The 17,963-nt window shown below is 69.6% G+C and carries 16 protein-coding genes; 11 read left to right on the forward strand and 5 right to left on the reverse strand.

Translation table 11 applies throughout. The features are described from left to right. Positions 1 to 125: 125 nt before the first annotated feature. A complete protein-coding gene (locus MKL20_RS18335; protein ID WP_244037868.1) occupies positions 126 to 791 on the reverse strand; it encodes an HAD-IA family hydrolase in 666 nt (221 codons plus the stop codon). A gap of 83 nt (positions 792 to 874) precedes the next feature. Then, complete coding sequence (locus MKL20_RS18340; RefSeq protein WP_244037869.1) at positions 875 to 1,111, reverse strand: hypothetical protein; 237 nt, start codon at positions 1,109 to 1,111, stop codon at positions 875 to 877. A 187-nt stretch (positions 1,112 to 1,298) separates the two neighbouring features. Between MKL20_RS18340 and trpA the strand changes: the two genes are divergently transcribed. From trpA to MKL20_RS33160, 5 genes are all read left to right on the forward strand, one after another. Continuing rightward, complete coding sequence (gene trpA, locus MKL20_RS18345) at positions 1,299 to 2,138, forward strand: tryptophan synthase subunit alpha (protein ID WP_243968555.1); 840 nt, start codon at positions 1,299 to 1,301, stop codon at positions 2,136 to 2,138. A gap of 82 nt (positions 2,139 to 2,220) precedes the next feature. Further along, entirely contained in the window at positions 2,221 to 3,117 is an 897-nt protein-coding gene (gene accD / locus MKL20_RS18350) for an acetyl-CoA carboxylase, carboxyltransferase subunit beta (protein WP_243968553.1), read from the forward strand. Between the two features lie 8 nt (positions 3,118 to 3,125). After that, a complete protein-coding gene (locus tag MKL20_RS18355) occupies positions 3,126 to 4,451 on the forward strand; it encodes a bifunctional folylpolyglutamate synthase/dihydrofolate synthase (RefSeq protein WP_244037870.1) in 1,326 nt (441 codons plus the stop codon). Between the two features lie 206 nt (positions 4,452 to 4,657). Beyond that, entirely contained in the window at positions 4,658 to 5,557 is a 900-nt protein-coding gene (locus MKL20_RS18360; RefSeq protein WP_243968549.1) for an outer membrane protein, read from the forward strand. A gap of 372 nt (positions 5,558 to 5,929) precedes the next feature. Beyond that, a complete protein-coding gene (locus tag MKL20_RS33160) occupies positions 5,930 to 7,954 on the forward strand; it encodes a methyl-accepting chemotaxis protein (protein ID WP_244037871.1) in 2,025 nt (674 codons plus the stop codon). A gap of 79 nt (positions 7,955 to 8,033) precedes the next feature. Here the strand turns inward: MKL20_RS33160 and trxA are convergent, their stop codons facing one another. Together trxA and addA are read right to left on the reverse strand one after the other, a co-directional pair. Continuing rightward, positions 8,034 to 8,357, reverse strand: coding sequence for a thioredoxin (gene trxA, locus MKL20_RS18370; RefSeq protein WP_243968544.1), 324 nt, complete (start codon positions 8,355 to 8,357; stop codon positions 8,034 to 8,036). A 402-nt stretch (positions 8,358 to 8,759) separates the two neighbouring features. Next, a complete protein-coding gene (gene addA, locus MKL20_RS18375) occupies positions 8,760 to 12,245 on the reverse strand; it encodes a double-strand break repair helicase AddA (RefSeq protein WP_244037872.1) in 3,486 nt (1,161 codons plus the stop codon). A 111-nt stretch (positions 12,246 to 12,356) separates the two neighbouring features. Between addA and minC (MKL20_RS18380) the strand changes: the two genes are divergently transcribed. The 6 genes from minC (MKL20_RS18380) (at position 12,357) to minE (ending at position 16,329) form a co-directional block, all read left to right on the forward strand. Then, positions 12,357 to 13,112, forward strand: coding sequence for a septum site-determining protein MinC (minC, locus tag MKL20_RS18380; RefSeq protein WP_244037873.1), 756 nt, complete (start codon positions 12,357 to 12,359; stop codon positions 13,110 to 13,112). 80 nt (positions 13,113 to 13,192) lie between these two features. Continuing rightward, positions 13,193 to 13,471 carry a CopG family ribbon-helix-helix protein gene (locus MKL20_RS18385; protein ID WP_244037874.1) on the forward strand — a complete coding sequence of 93 codons (279 nt, stop codon included), beginning with the start codon at positions 13,193 to 13,195 and terminating at the stop codon, positions 13,469 to 13,471. Next, positions 13,459 to 13,749 (forward strand): type II toxin-antitoxin system RelE/ParE family toxin, encoded by a 291-nt coding sequence (locus MKL20_RS18390; protein WP_244037875.1) that lies wholly within the window; start codon positions 13,459 to 13,461, stop codon positions 13,747 to 13,749. The genes MKL20_RS18385 and MKL20_RS18390 overlap by 13 nt, the downstream gene beginning before the upstream one ends. 670 nt (positions 13,750 to 14,419) lie before the next feature. Next, positions 14,420 to 15,148 carry a septum site-determining protein MinC gene (minC, locus tag MKL20_RS18395; RefSeq protein ID WP_244037876.1) on the forward strand — a complete coding sequence of 243 codons (729 nt, stop codon included), beginning with the start codon at positions 14,420 to 14,422 and terminating at the stop codon, positions 15,146 to 15,148. A gap of 30 nt (positions 15,149 to 15,178) precedes the next feature. Further along, a complete protein-coding gene (gene minD / locus MKL20_RS18400; RefSeq protein ID WP_243968531.1) occupies positions 15,179 to 15,994 on the forward strand; it encodes a septum site-determining protein MinD in 816 nt (271 codons plus the stop codon). Then, complete coding sequence (gene minE / locus MKL20_RS18405; protein ID WP_244037877.1) at positions 15,991 to 16,329, forward strand: cell division topological specificity factor MinE; 339 nt, start codon at positions 15,991 to 15,993, stop codon at positions 16,327 to 16,329. Before minD ends, minE begins: the two co-directional genes overlap by 4 nt. Positions 16,330 to 16,456: 127 nt before the next feature. Here the strand turns inward: minE and MKL20_RS18410 are convergent, their stop codons facing one another. Continuing rightward, entirely contained in the window at positions 16,457 to 17,893 is a 1,437-nt protein-coding gene (locus MKL20_RS18410; RefSeq protein WP_244037878.1) for a cytochrome P450, read from the reverse strand. Positions 17,894 to 17,963 lie beyond the last annotated feature (70 nt).

The raw sequence follows: 17,963 nt of genomic DNA on the forward strand, positions 1-17,963 counted from the left end.
CCAGGGATCGCCCGGCTGGCTGGAGGGCTCCTTCGAGGCCTCCGCTTCGCTCCGTCGCCTCAGGATGAGGGGGTTGGGTGGGATAGACGCATCAAACAGGTTCCGAGTGACCGCATTGAGCGCGGTTAGCGGACGCCGACGACGCGCAACCCGTCCGGCCCGGCATCGACGGTCAGCGCGCGATAATCCGGGATCGTCGCATGCCGCGTCTCGATCGGCGCATGATGGGTGGCGGTGACCACCACGACGCTGGCGCCCGCCGCCTCGCCGGCCCGGATGCCGGCCGGGGCATCCTCGAACACCAGGCAATCCGCAGCCGCGACGCCCAGGCGCTCGGCGCCCAGCAAAAAGCAATCGGGGGCGGGTTTGCCCTGATCGATGTCCTCGGCGGCGACGAGTACGGCCGGGACCGGCATGGCGGTGGCCTCCAGGCGGCGCAGGGCGAGTTGCCGGGGCGCCGAGGTCACGATCGCCCAACGCTCCGCAGGAAGCGCCCGCAGGAAGGCCCGGGCGCCCGGGATCTCGGCGATGTCGCCGACATCCTCGATCTCCGCCCGGGTGATCGCCGCGGCCTCGGCCTCGGGATCGACGCCGGGCAGGCCGAGCCGGCGGATCGTGTCCACCGAGCGCACGCCATGGATCGTCGGCAGGAAGGTCGCCACGTCGAGGCCGTGGCCTTGCGCCCAGCGCGTCCAGGCCCGCTCCGCCGAGGCGATCGAGCTGATGATCGTGCCGTCCATGTCGAACAGGAAGGCGGAAAAGCGGCGCGTCGGGAGTGTTTCGAGACTCATGCCCGAGGGCTACGCGGGCCGGGGCGGGCGGACAACCGCGCCGCACGCACGGCCGCTGCCCGCCCGGTCGCCGTTGACCGGCCTCAGGACTCTTCGGTCTCGGAGCCGGGCGCCTGCCGGTTGGCTGCATGGTCCTGGTACTGGTCGGTCTGGACCGCCTTGCCATCGAGTCCGCGTTCGTCGCCGTGGCGAGACTTGTCCCGGTTGCTCAGGACCTCGTTCTCGCCGAGCACGCCGTCCGGCAGATCGGTCATGCCGCCGCTGCCCGAGCCCTTGCCCTGACCGCCCGGGCCCATGTGGTGCTTGTCGGCCTTCGCCATGTCGCGCTCCTCATCTTCCAGGGGGTGGACGCCGGGAGATGGAGTCTGCGATCCGTCCGACAAGGCGGGGTCCGGCCACCGCGAGGCCGCAGGGGCGAGCGCTTCACGGGCCGACGCCGATGGTGTAGCGCGGAGGTAATCCTGGGCCGGATCCCGTCCCTTCGTCGCGAAAACCCGTATCAGATCCATGCCGAGCCGCATCGACGCCACCTTCGCCCGCGCCCGCGCGGAGAACCGGGCCGTCCTCGTCACCTACGTGATGGCGGGCGATCCCGACCCGGAGACCTCCCTAGAGGTTCTGAAGGCGCTGCCCGGCGCCGGCGCCGATATCCTGGAATTCGGCCTGCCCTTCACGGACCCGATGGCCGACGGCCCGGCGATCCAGGCTGCGGGCCTGCGCGCTCTCAAGGCTGGCCAGGGCGTCGCCGGTACCCTCGACCTCGTGCGCCGCTTCCGCGCGGAGAATGACGGCACGCCGATCGTGCTGATGGGCTACTTCAACCCGATCCACACCTACGGGGTCGAGCGGTTTCTGGACGACGCCGTGGCGGCCGGGGTCGACGGGCTGATCGTCGTCGACCTGCCGCCGGAAGAGGATTCCGAGCTGTGCCTGCCGGCCTTGGCCAAGGGGCTCGCCTTCATCCGGCTCGCCACGCCCACCACCGACGAGCGCCGGCTCCCGGCCGTGCTCGCGAACACCGCAGGCTTCGTCTACTACGTGTCGATCACCGGCATCACCGGCACGGCGACGCCGGATTTCGGCAAGGTCTCGGAGGCGGTCGCCCGCATCCGCCGCCACACAGACCTGCCCGTGGTGGTGGGTTTCGGGGTGAAGACCGGCGCCCACGCGACGGCGATCGCCAAGGGCGCCGACGGCGTCGTGGTCGGCTCGGCGCTGGTGGACACGCTGGTCCGCTCGCTCGATGCCGAGGGACGGCCTCAGGCCGGCACCGTCCCGGCCGTGGAGGCGCTGGTGCGGGACCTCGCCGCCGGCGTCCGCGCGGGAGGCGTGGACCGGGCGGCCTGAGCCTGGGATTCCCGCGCCCCCTGGCGCCGGGGGATCCACCACCTGATATCAGCGCGAGCTTGAAGCGAACGGACACGAGTCGATGGTCGAACCGATGAACTGGATCTCGGAGGTGGTGCGCCCCCGGATCAAGACCCTGTTCAAGCGCGAGACGCCGGAGAATCTCTGGGTCAAGTGCCCGGATACCGGCCAGATGGTGTTCCACAAGGAGGTGGAGGCCAACCATTGGGTGATCCCCGGCTCCGAGCATCACTTGAAGATGAGCGCCGCCGCGCGCCTCAAGATGATGTTCGACGAGGGCACCTGGATCGACGTGGCGCTCCCCGAGGTCGCCACCGACCCGCTTAAGTTCCGCGACGAGAAGCGCTACGTCGACCGGCTCAAGGAGGCCCGCGCCAAGACCGGGCTGCAGGACGCGTTCAAGATCGGCTTCGGCCGGGTTGGCGGCCTGCCGATGACCCTGGCGGCGCAGGAATTCGGCTTCATGGCCGGCTCCCTCGGCATGGCGGCGGGCGAGGCCTTCGTGCGCGGTGCCGAGACCGCCCTGGAGAAGCGTACGCCGTACGTGCTGTTCTCGGCCTCGGGCGGCGCCCGCATGCAGGAGGGCATCCTGTCGCTGATGCAGATGCCCCGGACCACCGTGGCGGTGCGCCGACTCAACGCCGCGCGCCTGCCCTATATCGTGGTGCTGACCAACCCGACCACCGGTGGCGTCACCGCCTCCTACGCCATGCTCGGCGACGTGCATCTCGCCGAACCGGGCGCGCTGATCTGCTTCGCCGGCCCCCGTGTGATCGAGCAGACCATCCGGGAGAAGCTGCCGGACGGGTTCCAGCGCGCCGAGTACCTGCGCGAGCACGGCATGGTCGACCAAGTGGTCCACCGGCACGCCCTGAAGGAGACGATCGCCCGGATCTGCGGCCTCCTGACCAACGCCGCGACAGCCGAGGCGCCGGGTCCCGCCCAGGCCGCGGCCTAGCCCGCCGCATGGCCTCCTCCGACGCCCTCATGGCGCGATTCCTCGCGCTCCATCCGCGCACCATCGACCTGTCGCTGGGCCGGATCGAGCGGCTGCTGGCCCGGTTGAACCACCCGGAGCGGCGCCTGCCGCCGGTGATCCACGTCGCCGGGACCAACGGCAAGGGATCGACCATCGCGTTCATGCGGGCGATCCTCGAGGCCGGGAGCCTGGCCGCCCACGTCTACACCTCGCCCCACCTCGTCCGGTTCCACGAGCGGATCCGGCTCGGCGGGATCGGCGGCGGGCAGTTCGTGGACGAGGACCGGCTGGCCGACGCGTTCTCCCGCTGCGAGGCCGCCAATGCCGGCGAGCCGATCACGATGTTCGAGATCACCACGGCGGCGGCGTTGCTGCTGTTCTCGGAAAGCCGGGCCGACGTGCTGCTGCTGGAAGTCGGTCTCGGCGGACGGCTCGATGCCACCAACGTCATCGCCCAGCCGGCCTGCGCGGTCGTGACCCCGATCGGGCGTGACCATGCCGAGTATCTCGGCGACACGGTCGAGTCGGTGGCCGCCGAGAAGGCCGGGATCTTCAAGCGCGGCTGCCCGGCGGTGATCGCCGCGCAGGACTATGCCGAGGCCGACGCCGTGCTGTGCCGGCACGCCGAAGCCGTGGGCGCGACCCCGGTCCTGATCGGCAACCAGGATTTCTCCGCGCACGACGAGCGTGGCCGCATGGTCTACCAGGACGAGACCGACCTGTTCGATCTGCCCAGGCCGCGGCTGGCCGGGCGCCATCAATTGGTCAACGCCGCCACCGCGATCACGGCCCTGCGGGCAGCAGGCTTCGGCGATATCGGCAACGCCGCCCTGGAGCGGGGCCTCGTCGAGGTCGACTGGCCCGGGCGGCTGCAACGCCTCGGCCGCGGGCGACTGGCCGCCCAGCTCGATCCCGGCGCCGAGCTGTGGCTCGACGGCGGCCACAACATCGACGGCGGCCGGATCCTCGCCGCCGCCATGGCCGATCTCGGCGAGCGCAGCGACGTGCCGCTGGTGCTGATCGTGGGCCTGCTCAGCACCAAGGACGCCGACGGCTTCCTGCGCAACTTCGTCGGCCTGGCCCGGGCGTTGATCGCGGTCCCGATCACCACCTCGATGGCGGCGCGGCCGGCCGAGGAGGTGGCGCGGATCGGTGAGGGCGTCGGTCTCTCGACCCGGACCGCCCCGAGCATCGAGGCGGCGCTGGCGCAGGTGAAGGATATCGCCTTCGAGCAGCCGCCCCGCATCCTGATCTGCGGCTCGCTCTACTTGGCCGGTCTTGTGCTCGCCGCCAATGATACGCCGCCGGTCTGAGTCGCAGCGCGCCTTTGTCTTGGGCGCTGGCTTTTTTGAGAAGTTGGGTTAACGGCCCACTAATCGCCGTTGATTCGCCGCATTCGACCCCGCGAAATGTCTCCAACGGCCACGCTTTCCCCTGGCTGTGGCAGCGAAGCTACATCCCCGGCAGGTCCGATCCCATAACTTCGGCGTCGATCGGGCTTGTGCTGGGGATCACTGGAATGAAGACGCTTCTCACCTCTCTCGCGGCATTCACCGCGCTTACCGCCGCCGCTTCCGCCGCCGACCTGCCGCGTCGCGCCGCGCCGCCGCCGGTGTTCACCCCCGTTCCGGTGTTCACCTGGACCGGCTTTTACTTCGGTATCAACGCCGGCTACGCCTTCGACGCCAGCGACACCGACAGCAACCGCGGCTTCGTGCAGACCGCCGGCAGCCCGGCCGTGCTGGGCGCCAACGGCCTCGTGCCGTACCGCGCTCTGGCGCCGCTCGGCTCCTCGCTGATCTACAACCGCAACAACCGCGAAGGTTTCTCGGGCGGTGGCCAGATCGGCTACAACTACCAGTTCACCCCGGGCTCGGGCGTCGTGATCGGCTTCGAGGCCGACGCGCAGTACCTCGATTTCGGTGGTCGTCCGCGCTACGCCACGAACGCCGCCGCGATCAATCCGGGCTTCATCCCGGTCAACGGCACCCTGAACACGCTGGACTTCTTCGGCACCGTGCGCGGCCGCCTCGGCTACGCCTTTGACAAGACCCTCGTGTACGCCACCGGCGGTTTCGCTTACGCCACCGGCGACCAGGGCACCCAGGGCGTCGCCTTCCAGAACTTCGCTGGCCGTCGCGACGACTTCAAGACCGGCTACACCGTCGGCGGCGGCGCCGAGTTCGCGCTCCCCACCGACTCGTTCCTGAACTTCTTCCGCTCGTCGGCGGTGACGTTCAAGGTCGAAGGTCTGTACGTGAGCCTGGACCGCAACCGCACCGGCCTCCCGCTGGTCGGCGCTGCCCTCAACTCCGGCGCCGTCCTGCCGGTCTACGCCGTCACCGGCAACACCAGCCGCAACACGAACGACTTCGCCGTCGTCCGCGCTGGCCTGAACTACAAGTTCGGCTCGTACTAAGAGCTTTCTCACAAAGCTTTCTCTCGCGAGAGACCCCCGCCGCACGGCCCCGTGCGGCGGGTTTTTTGTGAAAGACTCCAAGATCGAACCAGAATCCCGGGCCTCCGCCCGGGATATTTTTTTACCAAAACCGACATATTGCGAAGACTTCGATAAAATATAGCAATGTCTCTGACTGGAAATAGATAAACAGAATATATCTGTATTTAATCCCTCTGATCTAATTTCAATGCCTGAATAGAAATACCTGAATTTGACGATATTATTCCGTGCAGCCGGCTCCGACTTTTGACCTTTTCTAGCTGAAGTTTATAAAATTCCGGACATGGGATCGATATCGGGGCAGGGGCCGGCATGACGTTCCGGACAAGCGTGGGCAATCAGCTCGCGATCGCGACGGGCGGCGCAGTGGCGCTGGTCATCCTCGGCCTGCTGGTCATCTCGGGATGGAACGCCGATGCGCGCATCCGGGCGGACTTCACGGCCCAGGCGACGGAGAAAGCCGCCGGGTTCGCCGGACGGGTCTCGACCGAGCTCGCCGAGCCGGTCTCCGCGGCCGTCAGCATGACGGCCAGCCTCTCCGCCCTGATCGAGGGCGGCGCGGCGAAGCGCTCCGACATCCTCGCCGTCACCAAAGCCGTCTTGCAGAACTATCCGGTCGCCTTCGGCTCCTGGGTCTCCGAAACGACCGACCGGCCCCTGGCCTCGAAGATCTCCGGCCAGGAGGCGGTCAACAAGACCGGCTTGTTCACGCCGTACTGGACCAAGACCAAGGCGGATGCGATCGAATTCAGCACCTTCGAGATCGTGCCCGAGGAGCCCTGGTATGCCGCGCCGCTCACGACGGGCAAGAGCCTCCTGACCGAGCCGTATCGGAGCACCACGGGCGATCTCATCACCTCCGTCTCGGTACCGCTCCGCGCGGAGGGCCGGGTCGTGGGCTTGGCCGGCCTCGATATCAAGCTCAGCCGGCTCCAGGAGATGTTCGGCAGCTTTCACCCGTTCGGCAGCGGCCGGGTGACTCTGCTCTCGGGCGCCGGCAACTGGCTCGTTCCGCCGAGCCAGGACCTCGAGACGAAGGCGTATGACGGCGCCGGCGCAAGCGAGCTGAAGGCCGCCCTCGCGGATGGACGGATGCGCGTGGTTACCGACGGGCTCGGCGGCGCGCTGCGGTTGATCTATCCGTTCACCGTGCCGAACATGAACACGATGTGGGCGCTGGCCGTCGATGTACCGGCGACCGTCCTGTCCGAACCCGTCGAGGAGGACCGGAGGGAAATCGTCCTGCGCGGATGCGTCCTGCTGGCGGCGGTCCTGCTGGTGGTCGTCCTGACGACACGCCTCCTCGTGACCAAGCCCTTGGCCGAAGCGGCCCGGATCGTGGAGGCTCTGATCGGCCGCCAGTACGACGTCGTGGTCCCGAACACGGAGCGGCGGGACGAGATCGGCGCGATCAGCCGGGCGCTGGCGCTGTTCCGGGACACGGCGCGGGAGACGGAACGGCTGAAGGCCGAGCAGGAGGCGCTTCAGCGCAGGCAGGAGGCCCGCATGGCGCTGATCCAGCAGCATTCCGAGACTTTCGATCGCCGCATCACGGCGCTCACCGATACGGTGCTCGGCCTCGTCACCGATCTCGATACGGCCTCCTCCAACCTGTCGAAGCAGGCGCAGTCGACCAGCGAGCGCAGCGTCTCGGTCGCGGCCGCCTCGGAGCAGGCCTCTGCCAATGTCGGGACGATCGCGGCGGCGGCCGAGGAATTGCTGGCCTCGGTCAACGAGATCGGCCGCCAGGTCGGCCTATCGGCTGAGATCACCGGGGACGCGGTGAGCCAGGCGCGGGAGGCGAACGGCAAGGTTGGCGGCTTGGCCGATGCCGCCCATCGCATCGAGGAGGTCATCCAGCTGATCAAGGGCATCGCCGGGAGGACCAACCTGCTCGCCCTCAACGCGACGATCGAAGCGGCGCGCGCCGGCGAGGCCGGGCGGGGCTTCGCGATCGTCGCCACGGAGGTCAAGGACCTCGCCGGGCAGACGGCGCGCGCGACGGAGGAGATCGCGCAGCAGATCGAGGCGGTCCAATCCGGGACGAAGGATGCCGTCCAGGCGATCCTGACCATCTCGGATGTCATCGAGAAGATCAGCGAAGTCACCCTGTCGATCCGCGAAGCGGCGGATCACCAGGGCTTGGCGGTGCGCGAGATCGCCCTGAATATCCAGAACGCCTCCGCCGGCACCCGGGACGTCTCGACCAGCATCTCGGATGTCTCGAAATCCGCCGACGGGACGGGCCAGGCCGCCAAGGTGGTGAGTTCCGCCGCCCTCGTCCTGCAGGGCAAGTCCACGGAGCTGCGTCAGGAGGTCGTGACCTTCCTGACGCAGGTTCGTGAAGCCGGCTAAAGCCGGTTCGATCCTTCGAGACCAACCAGAGCCATTCCCAATCGCATTCCAATCGGGAATGGCCCTAGCCGGGCATGGGTCACGCGACCTGGGTGCCGATCCAGCGGGACAAGTCGCCCTTCGGGGCGGCGCCGACTTTCTTGTCGACCTCGGTGCCGTTCTTGAACAGCAGCAGCGTCGGGATTGAGCGGATGCCGTACTGGGCGGCGATCTGCGGGTTCTCGTCGACGTTGACCTTGGCGATCTTCACCTTGCCCTGGAGATCACTGGCGATCTCTTCGAGCGCCGGGCCGATCTGGCGGCAGGGGCCGCACCATTCCGCCCAGAAATCCACGACGACGGGCTCGGCGGACTTGAGAACGTCCTGCTCGAAGCTCGCGTCGGTTACTTTCACCGTCGCCATAACGTCACCTTTCGGAAGTGGCCGCCGGTGAGGCGGCCTCGGACGGGCAGGGGCCCGCGCGGTTCGATGAGAATTGGCGACGGGCCGGCGCCCGGTCAAGCAGTCCGCCCGCCGATGCATGGGGGCGTCTCCAAGGGCGCATTGCGATGTGCGCTGGCGCATGTCGGGTGGGGAAGGACGCGGGAGAAGACCCTTCCAGCGGATGCCGCCGCGTTGCAGCTTTTTTCCTCGACACCCCCACCAATCGTCATTGCGAGCGCAGCGAAGCAACCCAGTGATGCGCCACGTTTTAAGATCGCGCGCCGCCCTAGGTTGCTTCGCTACGCTCGCAATGACGTCGTGAGGCGCGGATGATTCGCCCAGGAACAGTCCACTGCACCCGCCCACCCGAAAAGGCGCCCGTCAGTCGTCGATGCCCGCCTGCCCCAGCGCCGCCCGGATGTCGTCGCCGCTCAAGGTCCGGATCACCGGGCCGGAGGTCCAGATCAGCATCGGCCGAATCGTCCGGTCCGGATAGATCTGGCCGAGGAGCTGCGCGTAGAGGGCGATCTGCCCGGCTTCGGCAGCCGGTAGCGGCTCGTCCTCGGCCGGGGGGCGGCCGGTCTTGAAGTCGGCGATCCGGATCGTGTCGGCCGCGACCGCGAGGCGGTCGACGCGGCCCTGCACCACCCGCTCGGCGCCGCCGGCCCGGACGCGGCCCGTGAGGTTCACCTCGGCGCGGGCGTCGGGGGCGAACAGGGGGGCGAGGTCGGGATCGTCGATCAGGCGTAGCACCGAGCGGACGATGCCGTAAGTCGCCGGGCGCGGAATGCCGGGCGCGCGCGCCCGCACGAAGGCGAGGCCGGCCGCCTCCCGGCGCTCGGGCTCGATCCGCGGCAGATGCTGCAGCAGGGAATGGATCAGGATGCCTCGACGCCGCGCCTGGGCATCCGCCAGCCGGGGCGGCGGCACCCGCGAGCCATCGGCCGCCTGGAGGGCGCCGGACGGGTTGAGGACCGGGATCTCCGGCTCCGGCGGCACGGGGCTGCGCAGCCAGTCCGGCTCCGGCTCGCGGGCGAGAGGCGGTGATGGAATCTCCGGCGGGCGGAGCGTCTCGGTGCCGTCCCGCCACAGGGTGGCGGGGCCGTAGGGCAGGTCCAGCGCCTGTCCCGCGCCGAGGGCGGCCTCCAGGCCGGCCCGGACCATCCGGCACCAGGCCGCCTCGCTCTCGCGCTCGTGGCCGCGGAACGGCGCGACGATCAGCCGGTCGGCTGCCCGGGTCATGGCCACGTAGAGCAGACGATTGTGCTCCTGCCGCGCCCGGGCCAGCAAAGCCGCCCGGGCCTCGCCGGTGGCCGCGCAATCCTGTGTCTTCCCGCTGGACCAGACTGGCGGCAGCGCCGTGCCGTTGCCCGCCAGCGGCAGCAGCGGCGGATCGTTGCGCCCCAGCGGCTCGCAGCCATCCATGACCACGACCACCGGTGCTTCGAGGCCCTTGGCCCCGTGCACGGTCATCACCCGCACCTCGTCGCGGCCCGATTCCATGTCGCGCTTGACCGTGTGCCCGGCCTCGGTGCCGACATAGCGGGCCAGGAAGCCGCCGAGCGAGGGCGCGTCCTCGCCGGTCTCCGCCTGGGCGGCGGCGGCCAGGAAGACGTCGATGGCGTCGCCTGCCTCGCCGCCGAGCCGGGCGACCAGCTTCGCCCGCCCGCCCTGCGGCCCGAGGAGTCGCGCGTAGAAGCCGAACGGACCGTGGAGCCCCGCGAGCGCGATCCAGTTCGAGAGCGCCGACAGCCCACGGATCGCCGCGGGATCGCCGGCCTCGGCGTGGCGGTGCAGGGAATCCTCCAGGGTCTCCGACAGGTCGCGGCGGGCGGCGAGCCGCACCAGATCCTCGTCGGTGAGCCCGACCAGCGGCGTCTTGAGCGCGGTGGCGAGCGTCAGATCGTCGGCCGGCAGCAGCCCGGCCCGCCCGGCGGCGACGAGGTCAGCCACCGCGATATGGGCCGAGACCTCCAGCCGGTCCTGGCCGGCCACCGGGACGCCGAGATTCTTCAGGGCGCGGATCACCTCCTCGAAGGCCGGCCCGCGCTTGCGCACGAGGATCAGCACGTCGCCCGGGCGCCAGACCCGGCCGGTGGCGTCGCCGGTGGTCGTCCAGGTCCGCACCGCCTGCGCCACGCGGCGGGCGGTGACGATCGCCGGGGCGCTGGTCTCGGGGGCGTCCACCGGCGCCGTCCAGGCATCCGGCTCGGGCGTCGGCTCGGGCTCGGCGATCGGCCACAGCTCGACGGCGCCGGGCGCCCCGGGCCGGGCGCTGGCATGGACGGTCCTGCGGGCGGTGTCCTCGAACGCCAGCCCCTCGTTGTGCGCGTCGAGGGCGAACACCGCGTCGACCGCCTGGAGAACCAGGCCGGTGGAGCGGAACGAGAGGGTCAGCGGCACGTCCTCGAAGGTGAGGCCGGCGGCGCGCGATTCCTGGATCCAGGCCGCCCGGGTGAGGGCGAATTCCCGGGGCTCGGCGCCCTGGAAACCGTAGATCGACTGCTTCGGGTCGCCCACCGCGAAGCGGGTCCGGGTCCCGGCCCGGGCGCCCTCGCCGGCGGCGAATTCCTGGGTGATCGCCCGCAGGATCTCCCACTGCTCCGGGTTGGTGTCCTGCGCTTCGTCGACCAGAACGTGGTCGATGCCGCGGTCGAGCTTGTACAGCACCCAGCCGGCCCCGACCCGGGCCAGCAGGTCGAGCGCCTTGTGGATCAGGTCGTCGAAATCCAGCGCCCCGAGCCGGGCCTTCTGGGCCTCGACCCGGCGGTGGATCTCGGCGGCCAACTGGAACAGCGCCTGCGTCCGGGCATGGGCCCGTGCAGCGCGCAAGCGATCGAACAGCGGCTCCAGCCGGTCGCGCTCGGCGATCAGGCTTTCCTTTGCCGACGCCGGAACGCTCTTGGTGCCGAGGCTGCTGTCGGCTTTCGGCTCATCCTTCTGGGTGAAGAACACCGCCCGGTAGAGATCGAGCGCCTCGGACCGGTCCGGCAGCTCTTCCGACCGTGCCCGCTCGGCTTCCGCCGCCGCCAGCGCATCGGCCAGCTTCTCGTCGTTGGCCTTGCCGGTGCGCAGGGCTTCGATCAAGGCCGCCCGATCCTCGGGGCGGCAGCCCGGGCCGCCATCCAGGATCGCGGCCTCGATGGCCTCCGCAGTCTCTTCGGCGGCAAGCCCCAGCGCCCCGTGCAATTGCGCGAAGGATGCGTCCATCCGAGCCCGGTCGCCGATCAAACTCCGCGCCCGCAACGCCGAGCGTATCGCCGCCCGCAGGGTGTCGCCCGTGGCCTCGGGGGTGACCCGGGCCAGGGCGGCGCTGAGCGGCGTGTCGCCGTTCGAGACCGCGTCGGCCAGGACGTTGGCCATCTCGATGTCGAAAATCTCCCGGGCCTTGGTCTCGTCGAGCACCACGAAGCGGGCCGGCACGTTCGCCTCGAACGGGAACATGTGCAGCAACCGTTCGCACAGGGCGTGCAGCGTCTCGATCTTCAGGCCGCCCGGCGTCTCCACCGCCCGGGCGAACAGGCGCCGGGCCATGCGCAGACGCTCCGCGTCGGCCCGCTCGCCGGTCAGCGCCGCGAGTTCGGCGGCCAGCGCCGCGTCATCGAGGGTCACCCAGCGGCCGAGCAGCCGAAACACCCGGATCGCCATGTTGGCGGCCGCCGCCTTGGTGAAGGTCAGGCACAGGATCCGGCCCGGAGGCGCGCCGTCGAGGAGCAGCCGCACCACCCGGTCGGTGAGCACCTTGGTCTTGCCGGCTCCGGCATTGGCCGAGACCCAGGCCGAGGCACGGGGATCGGCCGCCCGGCGCTGGTTGGCCTGGGTCAGGTCGTCGACGACGAAGGGGTTTGCGATTGGGGCGCTGCTCAACGGTCTCGTCCGGCTCGGCTGCGGCACCTCTCTACAACAGAAACGCGCCTGCGGGCCGAGCAAGGCGTCACACCGGGCGTTGCGGGATTGCCCCGGGCGCGGTCGCGCCGCATGGATGCATCAGACATCCTCGCGACACCGAAAACGCCCGTGACCCAGCCGACATCCGAGCCGGCGCGCCCGCCGATCCGCTTCCGCGGCCGCTCCTTCATGGCCACCGTCCTGGCCCCCGTGCCGCCCGTGGCCGAGTGGTTCGGCGACCTCGATGCCCTGAACCGGCGCGCGCCCAACTTCTTCGCCGGCCGGCCGGTAATCCTCGACCTCGCCGGCCTGAAGCTCACCCGCGAGGATCTCGACGGGTTGCTCGCAGAACTCGCTGCCCGCAGGATCGCGATCCTCGGCATTGAGGGCGCGCCGCCGTCGATCCTCACCCCCGAACTGCCGCCGGCTCTCTCGGGGGGCCGCCCCGTCGGCGAGGTCGCCACCCCGGACGCGGATGCGCCGCCCGAGCCGGCGCCCAAGGAGAACACCGCGCGCTCGCTGATCCTCGACGCCCCGGTGCGCTCGGGCCAGACCGTGCTGCATCTCGAAGGCGACGTGACCGTGCTGGGCGCCGTGGCCTCGGGCGCCGAGGTGATCGCCGGCGGCTCGATCCACGTCTACGGCGCCCTGCGCGGCCGGGCGGTGGCGGGCGCGGCCGGCAATCCGGGCGCCCGGATCTGGTGCCGCCGCTTCGAGCCGGAATTGGTAGCGATCGACGGCCTCTACCGCGCCGCCGACGACCTCGACCCGGCCTTCCGGGGCCAGGCCGTGGAGGTGCGGCTGGTGGAGGACGCGATCAAGCTGGGTCTGTTCGAGCGGGGGTAAGATGAGCGGCGACGCATGGACAGCGCCAACCGCAGAGAACTAGTATCGCAAGGTACTACCTCGGCTGGAAGAGGCAGCTCATGGCCGCGCCGACATCGATCAAGCTCGACGACACGCTGAAAGGTCGGGTCCAGCATCTCGCGGAGATCCGCCGCCGCACGCCCCACTGGATTATGCGGGAAGCGATCATGCAGTACGTGGAGCGCGAGGAGAAACGCGAGGCGCTGCGGCAAGAGACGCTGAAGGCTTGGGAAGACACTCAGGCGACCGGCCTGCACGCGACGGCCGCGGAGGTCGAGACATGGCTGGCGACCTGGGGCTCTGAGAACGAGCTGCAGCCCCCAGAATGCCACGAGTAGTCTTCGCTCCGGCGGCAATCCGGGATCTCGAACGACTCCGCGCATTCCTGCATCCCAAGAGTCCATCGGCCGCCAAGCGAGCCGGTGAAGCGATCATCCAGGGCGTGCAGGATCTCGGCACATATCCTCGGATGGGCCGGATGATCGAAGACCTGCCCGAGCAGTACCGGGACTGGCTGATCGATTTTGGAGATAGCGGCTACGTGGCCCGCTATCGCGTCGATGACGACGTGGTCACGATCTTGGCCGTGCGGCACCAGAAGGAAGCAGGTTTCTGACAAGATTTTTCGTTGAATCAGTCGGCCTATCCTACCCCCGTCCTCGCGAGTGTCGCGAAGCGAACCAGGGACACGAAGGTCTGGGACGCTCTCACCAAGTTTTTTCGCAACGCTTGCGATGACGGTGATGCCCGCCATGCGTCCTGATCCGGAAACCGTATGCCGAGGCGGCAACGTCGTGCGTTGCTGTATTGGCTGCGATCGACGAAGGATGAGCGCGTCGCGATCGGGATCGTAGACACCGGATTTCGAGCGCGGCCACAGACGGGTGTGCTCGAAACGCGAAGCCCGACCGGCCATCGAGGACAGAGTCCGCAATTCATCGAACCAAATTTTTTACCGCAGAAGGCGAGACGCGCCGCGTCCTTTAGCCGGCGGTCGATCCGAGTTTCGGCGGCACCGCGCCGGTGCGTTCAAGCGCATCTTCTTGGGAAATCTGAAGTTCAACAACAGCTTAGGCCGGCGTGACCCTGTGCGTTCGCAGGGCCGGCTCGCGCCGGCCGGCCCCGATGCTTGCGGTTGTAGGGCGACCCCGGCGTCCTGGCTGCGCAGGCCCCAGGCTCCACCGATACCAGGATCCCGGCAGAATTTGCCGACCGGATCCAAAACTTAACCCTTCGGTAACCATGCCCGCCGTCAATGGTCCGGTAAGGACTCTTAACGGGCCGACATGAGCGAAACCCTCCCCGAGCCGATCGACGACCCGGAGACCGCCCCAGCGGCGGCTCCTGCGCCCCGGCCGCTCAGCCTTCGCGGGCGGGCGTTCAAGGGCCTGGCCCTCACCCCCGAGCCGCCGCTGCCCGAGTGGCTTGCGGGCCTCGACGCGGCGCTCAAGCGCTCGCCGACCCTGCTGAAAGGCCGGGCCGTGATCCTGGACTGCGCCCAGCTCAAGCCCGAGCCGGACGCGCTCGAAACGTTAATGGCCGAGCTCAAGGCCCGCGGCATCGCGGTCCTGGGGATCGAAGGGATCGACGCCGTCGCGGCCGGATTTCCGCCACTGCTGGTGCAGGGGCGTCCGTCGGACACGGTCGAGATGCCGGCCGCTCCCGCCGAGCCGGAGCTGCAGGTGGTGACCTCGATCACCGTCGAGGGCTCGGTCCGCTCCGGACAGAGCGTGATCAACCCCACCGGCGACGTCACCGTGATGGGGTCCGTCTCCTCGGGGGCGGAGATTCTGGCGGGGGGCTCGATCCACGTCTACGGCGCCCTGCGGGGCCGCGCGATCGCCGGTGCGGCGCGCAACCCGCGGGCCCGAATCTACTGCCGCAAATTCGAGCCCGAGTTGCTGGGGATCGACCGCCTCGTGCGGACGGCGGAGGACATGGGCACGGCCCTGCGCGGCAAGGCCGCTCAGGTCTGGCTCGATGGCGGCAACATCCGAATGGCAAGCTTAGACTAACGCAAGCTTAGAAATCAGGGAGATCGACGCGTGGCAAAGGTTCTCGTCGTCACATCGGGCAAGGGCGGCGTCGGCAAGACGACGACGACCGCGGCCCTCGGAGCGGCCCTGGCGCAGGGCGGGCAGAGCGTGTGCGTCGTCGACTTCGACGTCGGCCTGCGCAACCTCGACCTGGTCATGGGTGCCGAGCGCCGAGTGGTCTACGACCTCATCAACGTGGTCAACGGCGACGCCAAGCTGCCGCAGGCGCTGATCAAGGACAAGCGTCTCGACACCCTGTTCCTGCTGCCGGCCTCGCAGACCCGCGACAAGGACGCGCTCACCGATGTCGGCGTCGCCCGGGTGATGGAAGAGCTGCGCGAGCGGTTCGACTGGGTGGTGTGCGACTCGCCGGCCGGCATCGAGCGCGGCGCCCAGCTCGCCATGCACCACGCCGACGTGGCCGTGGTCGTGACCAACCCCGAGGTCTCCTCGGTGCGCGACTCCGACCGGATCATCGGCCTCCTCGATTCCAAGACCGCCAAGGCGGAGAAGGGCGAGGAGATGGAGAAGCACCTGATCCTCACCCGCTACGACCCAATGCGGGCCGACCGCGGCGACATGCTCAAGACCGAGGACGTGCTCGACATCCTGTCGATCCCGCTGCTGGCGATCATCCCCGAGAGCCAGGAGGTGCTGCGCGCCTCGAACCTCGGCTGCCCGGTCACCCTCAACAACCCCCTCTGCGCCCCGGCGCGGGCCTACGCCGATGCGGCGCGCCGGCTGAAGGGCGAGGCCGTGCCGATGAGCATGCCGACCGAGCGGAAGTCGTTCCTGGACAAGCTGTTCATGCGGAGGGCGGCATGAGCATCCTCGGCATCTTCCAGAAGCGCAATTCCGGCGCGGTCGCCCGCGACCGCCTGCAGCTGATCCTCGCCCACGAGCGCGCCGAGTCGGGCCGCCCCGATTTGGTGATGCAGCTCCGCGACGAGATCCTGGCGGTGATCGCCAACCATGTCTCGGTGGAAGCCGACAAGGTGAAGGTCACCCTGGAGCGCGGCGAGGGCGTCTCGACGCTGGGTCTCGACATCGAGCTGCCGCTCGGTGTCTCGGCCAAGCTCGATGCGAAGCTGTCGGCCAAGCTCGCCGAGGTCGCGGCGAACAAGGCCGGGCGGAAGCCGGCAGCCAAGAAGGCCGCTTGAGCCGGGCCGGGATCGTCACCGCCGGCACGAACCTGCGCAAGCCGCGCCCGCTGAGCCGGGTGCGGCTTTTTTTTGAGAATTGAGCCGCGATTCCGTCGGACTTCCCGCGTCCGGGCGAGGACCGGGATCAGGCGCCAGCCGGTTCCCGCGGGATGAGCTGGAACTTGGCGAAACGCTGCGGCTGGGTGGTGACCACCGCATGCGGCAGGATCGGTTCGCGATCCTCCAGCACCAGCCGGAACCGGGCGAGCAACCGCGCCAGCGACAGCACCGTCTCGATCAGCGCGAATTGCGCGCCGATGCAGACCCGCGGGCCCGCCCCGAACGGCAGGTAGGAGAAGCGGGCCGGCGGCTTCGCGCCGGGCAGGAACCGGCCCGGGTCGAAGGCTTCCGGATCTGACCAGAGCCCCCGGTGCCGATGGAGCACCCAGGGGCTCACCATCACGATATCGCCCTTCCGGACCGGATGGCCCGCGATCGTATCCGGGCCGAGCGCCCGGCGGACGATGACGAAAGCCGCCGGATAGAGGCGCAGGGTCTCGTCCACCGTCGCCCGGATCAGCGGCAGCCGGCCGTCGCTCTGGCAACCGGTCGGGTTGGTGAGGTCGGCCGTCCGGGCTTCGGCGGCCAAGCGCTCCTGCAGTTCGGGGGCGAGCGCCAGCATGTAGGCGGCCCAGAACAGCGTGCCGGCCGTGGTCTCGTGGCCGGCCAGGATCATGGTGGCGACCTGGTCGCGCAGTTCCTCGGCGCTGAACGGGGCGCCGGTATCCGGATTGCGGGCTGTGGCGAGCAGGTCGAGCAGGTCGCCGGAATGGCCCGCCTCCCGCGTCGCGGCTTGGCGCGCCGCGATGATCCGGTCGAGAAACGGGATCCAGCGCCGCCGGAACCGCGCCCGGGACCAGTCGAGCGGCACCGGCCAGCCCGGCGGGATCACGATATCGAGGAGGTGCGGCCGGCCGATCTTGACGCTGTACTCGGCGATGAAGTCGCGCAGTTCCTCGCCGTACTGGTCCATTCCGACCGAGAACATGCTGCGGCCGGCAATTTCCAGCGCCAGCCGGTGGAAGGCCGTGAACAGGTCGATCGGACCCTCGGCCGCATCGGCGACGATTCGCTCCATCCCGTCGGTCACGGCAGCGGCGATGTGGGGCACCAGCCCGTCGATCGCCCGGGGCGTGAAGGCCGGCGCCAGGGTGCGGCGCTGGTGGCGCCAGGCCGAGCCCTCGCTGATCAGCAGGCCGTCACCCAGGATCGGGCGCAGGATCCGCACCGTGCCGGTGGTGCGGGCGTAGTTGGCCTGATTCTCCACCAAGAAATGGCGGATCGCCTCTGGGTCGTTCAGGACGTAGCTCGACCGCCCCAGCAGGCTGCGGCGGGTGATCGGCTCCTCGAAGGCGCGCCGGGGGAAACCGGCCAGGCCGTTGTCGCGGATCGAGCGCAAATAGGCCGAGAGCGGCAGCTCGCGCTCCGCCAGGGCCGGGTGCGGCGGCACCAAGCGCGGCAGGCCGGCTAGGCTCGGATTCGTCCGGTCCGAACTCGCGATCGCGTCGGTCAATACAGCCATGTTGGGCCAACCTGTGCCGGAGACGGGCTGCAGTGTAAACCGTCGGCCGGACCGGGTCGTGCGTCACGGC

The organism is Methylobacterium sp. E-066 (genome assembly GCF_022829635.1).
GTDB lineage: Bacteria > Pseudomonadota > Alphaproteobacteria > Rhizobiales > Beijerinckiaceae > Methylobacterium.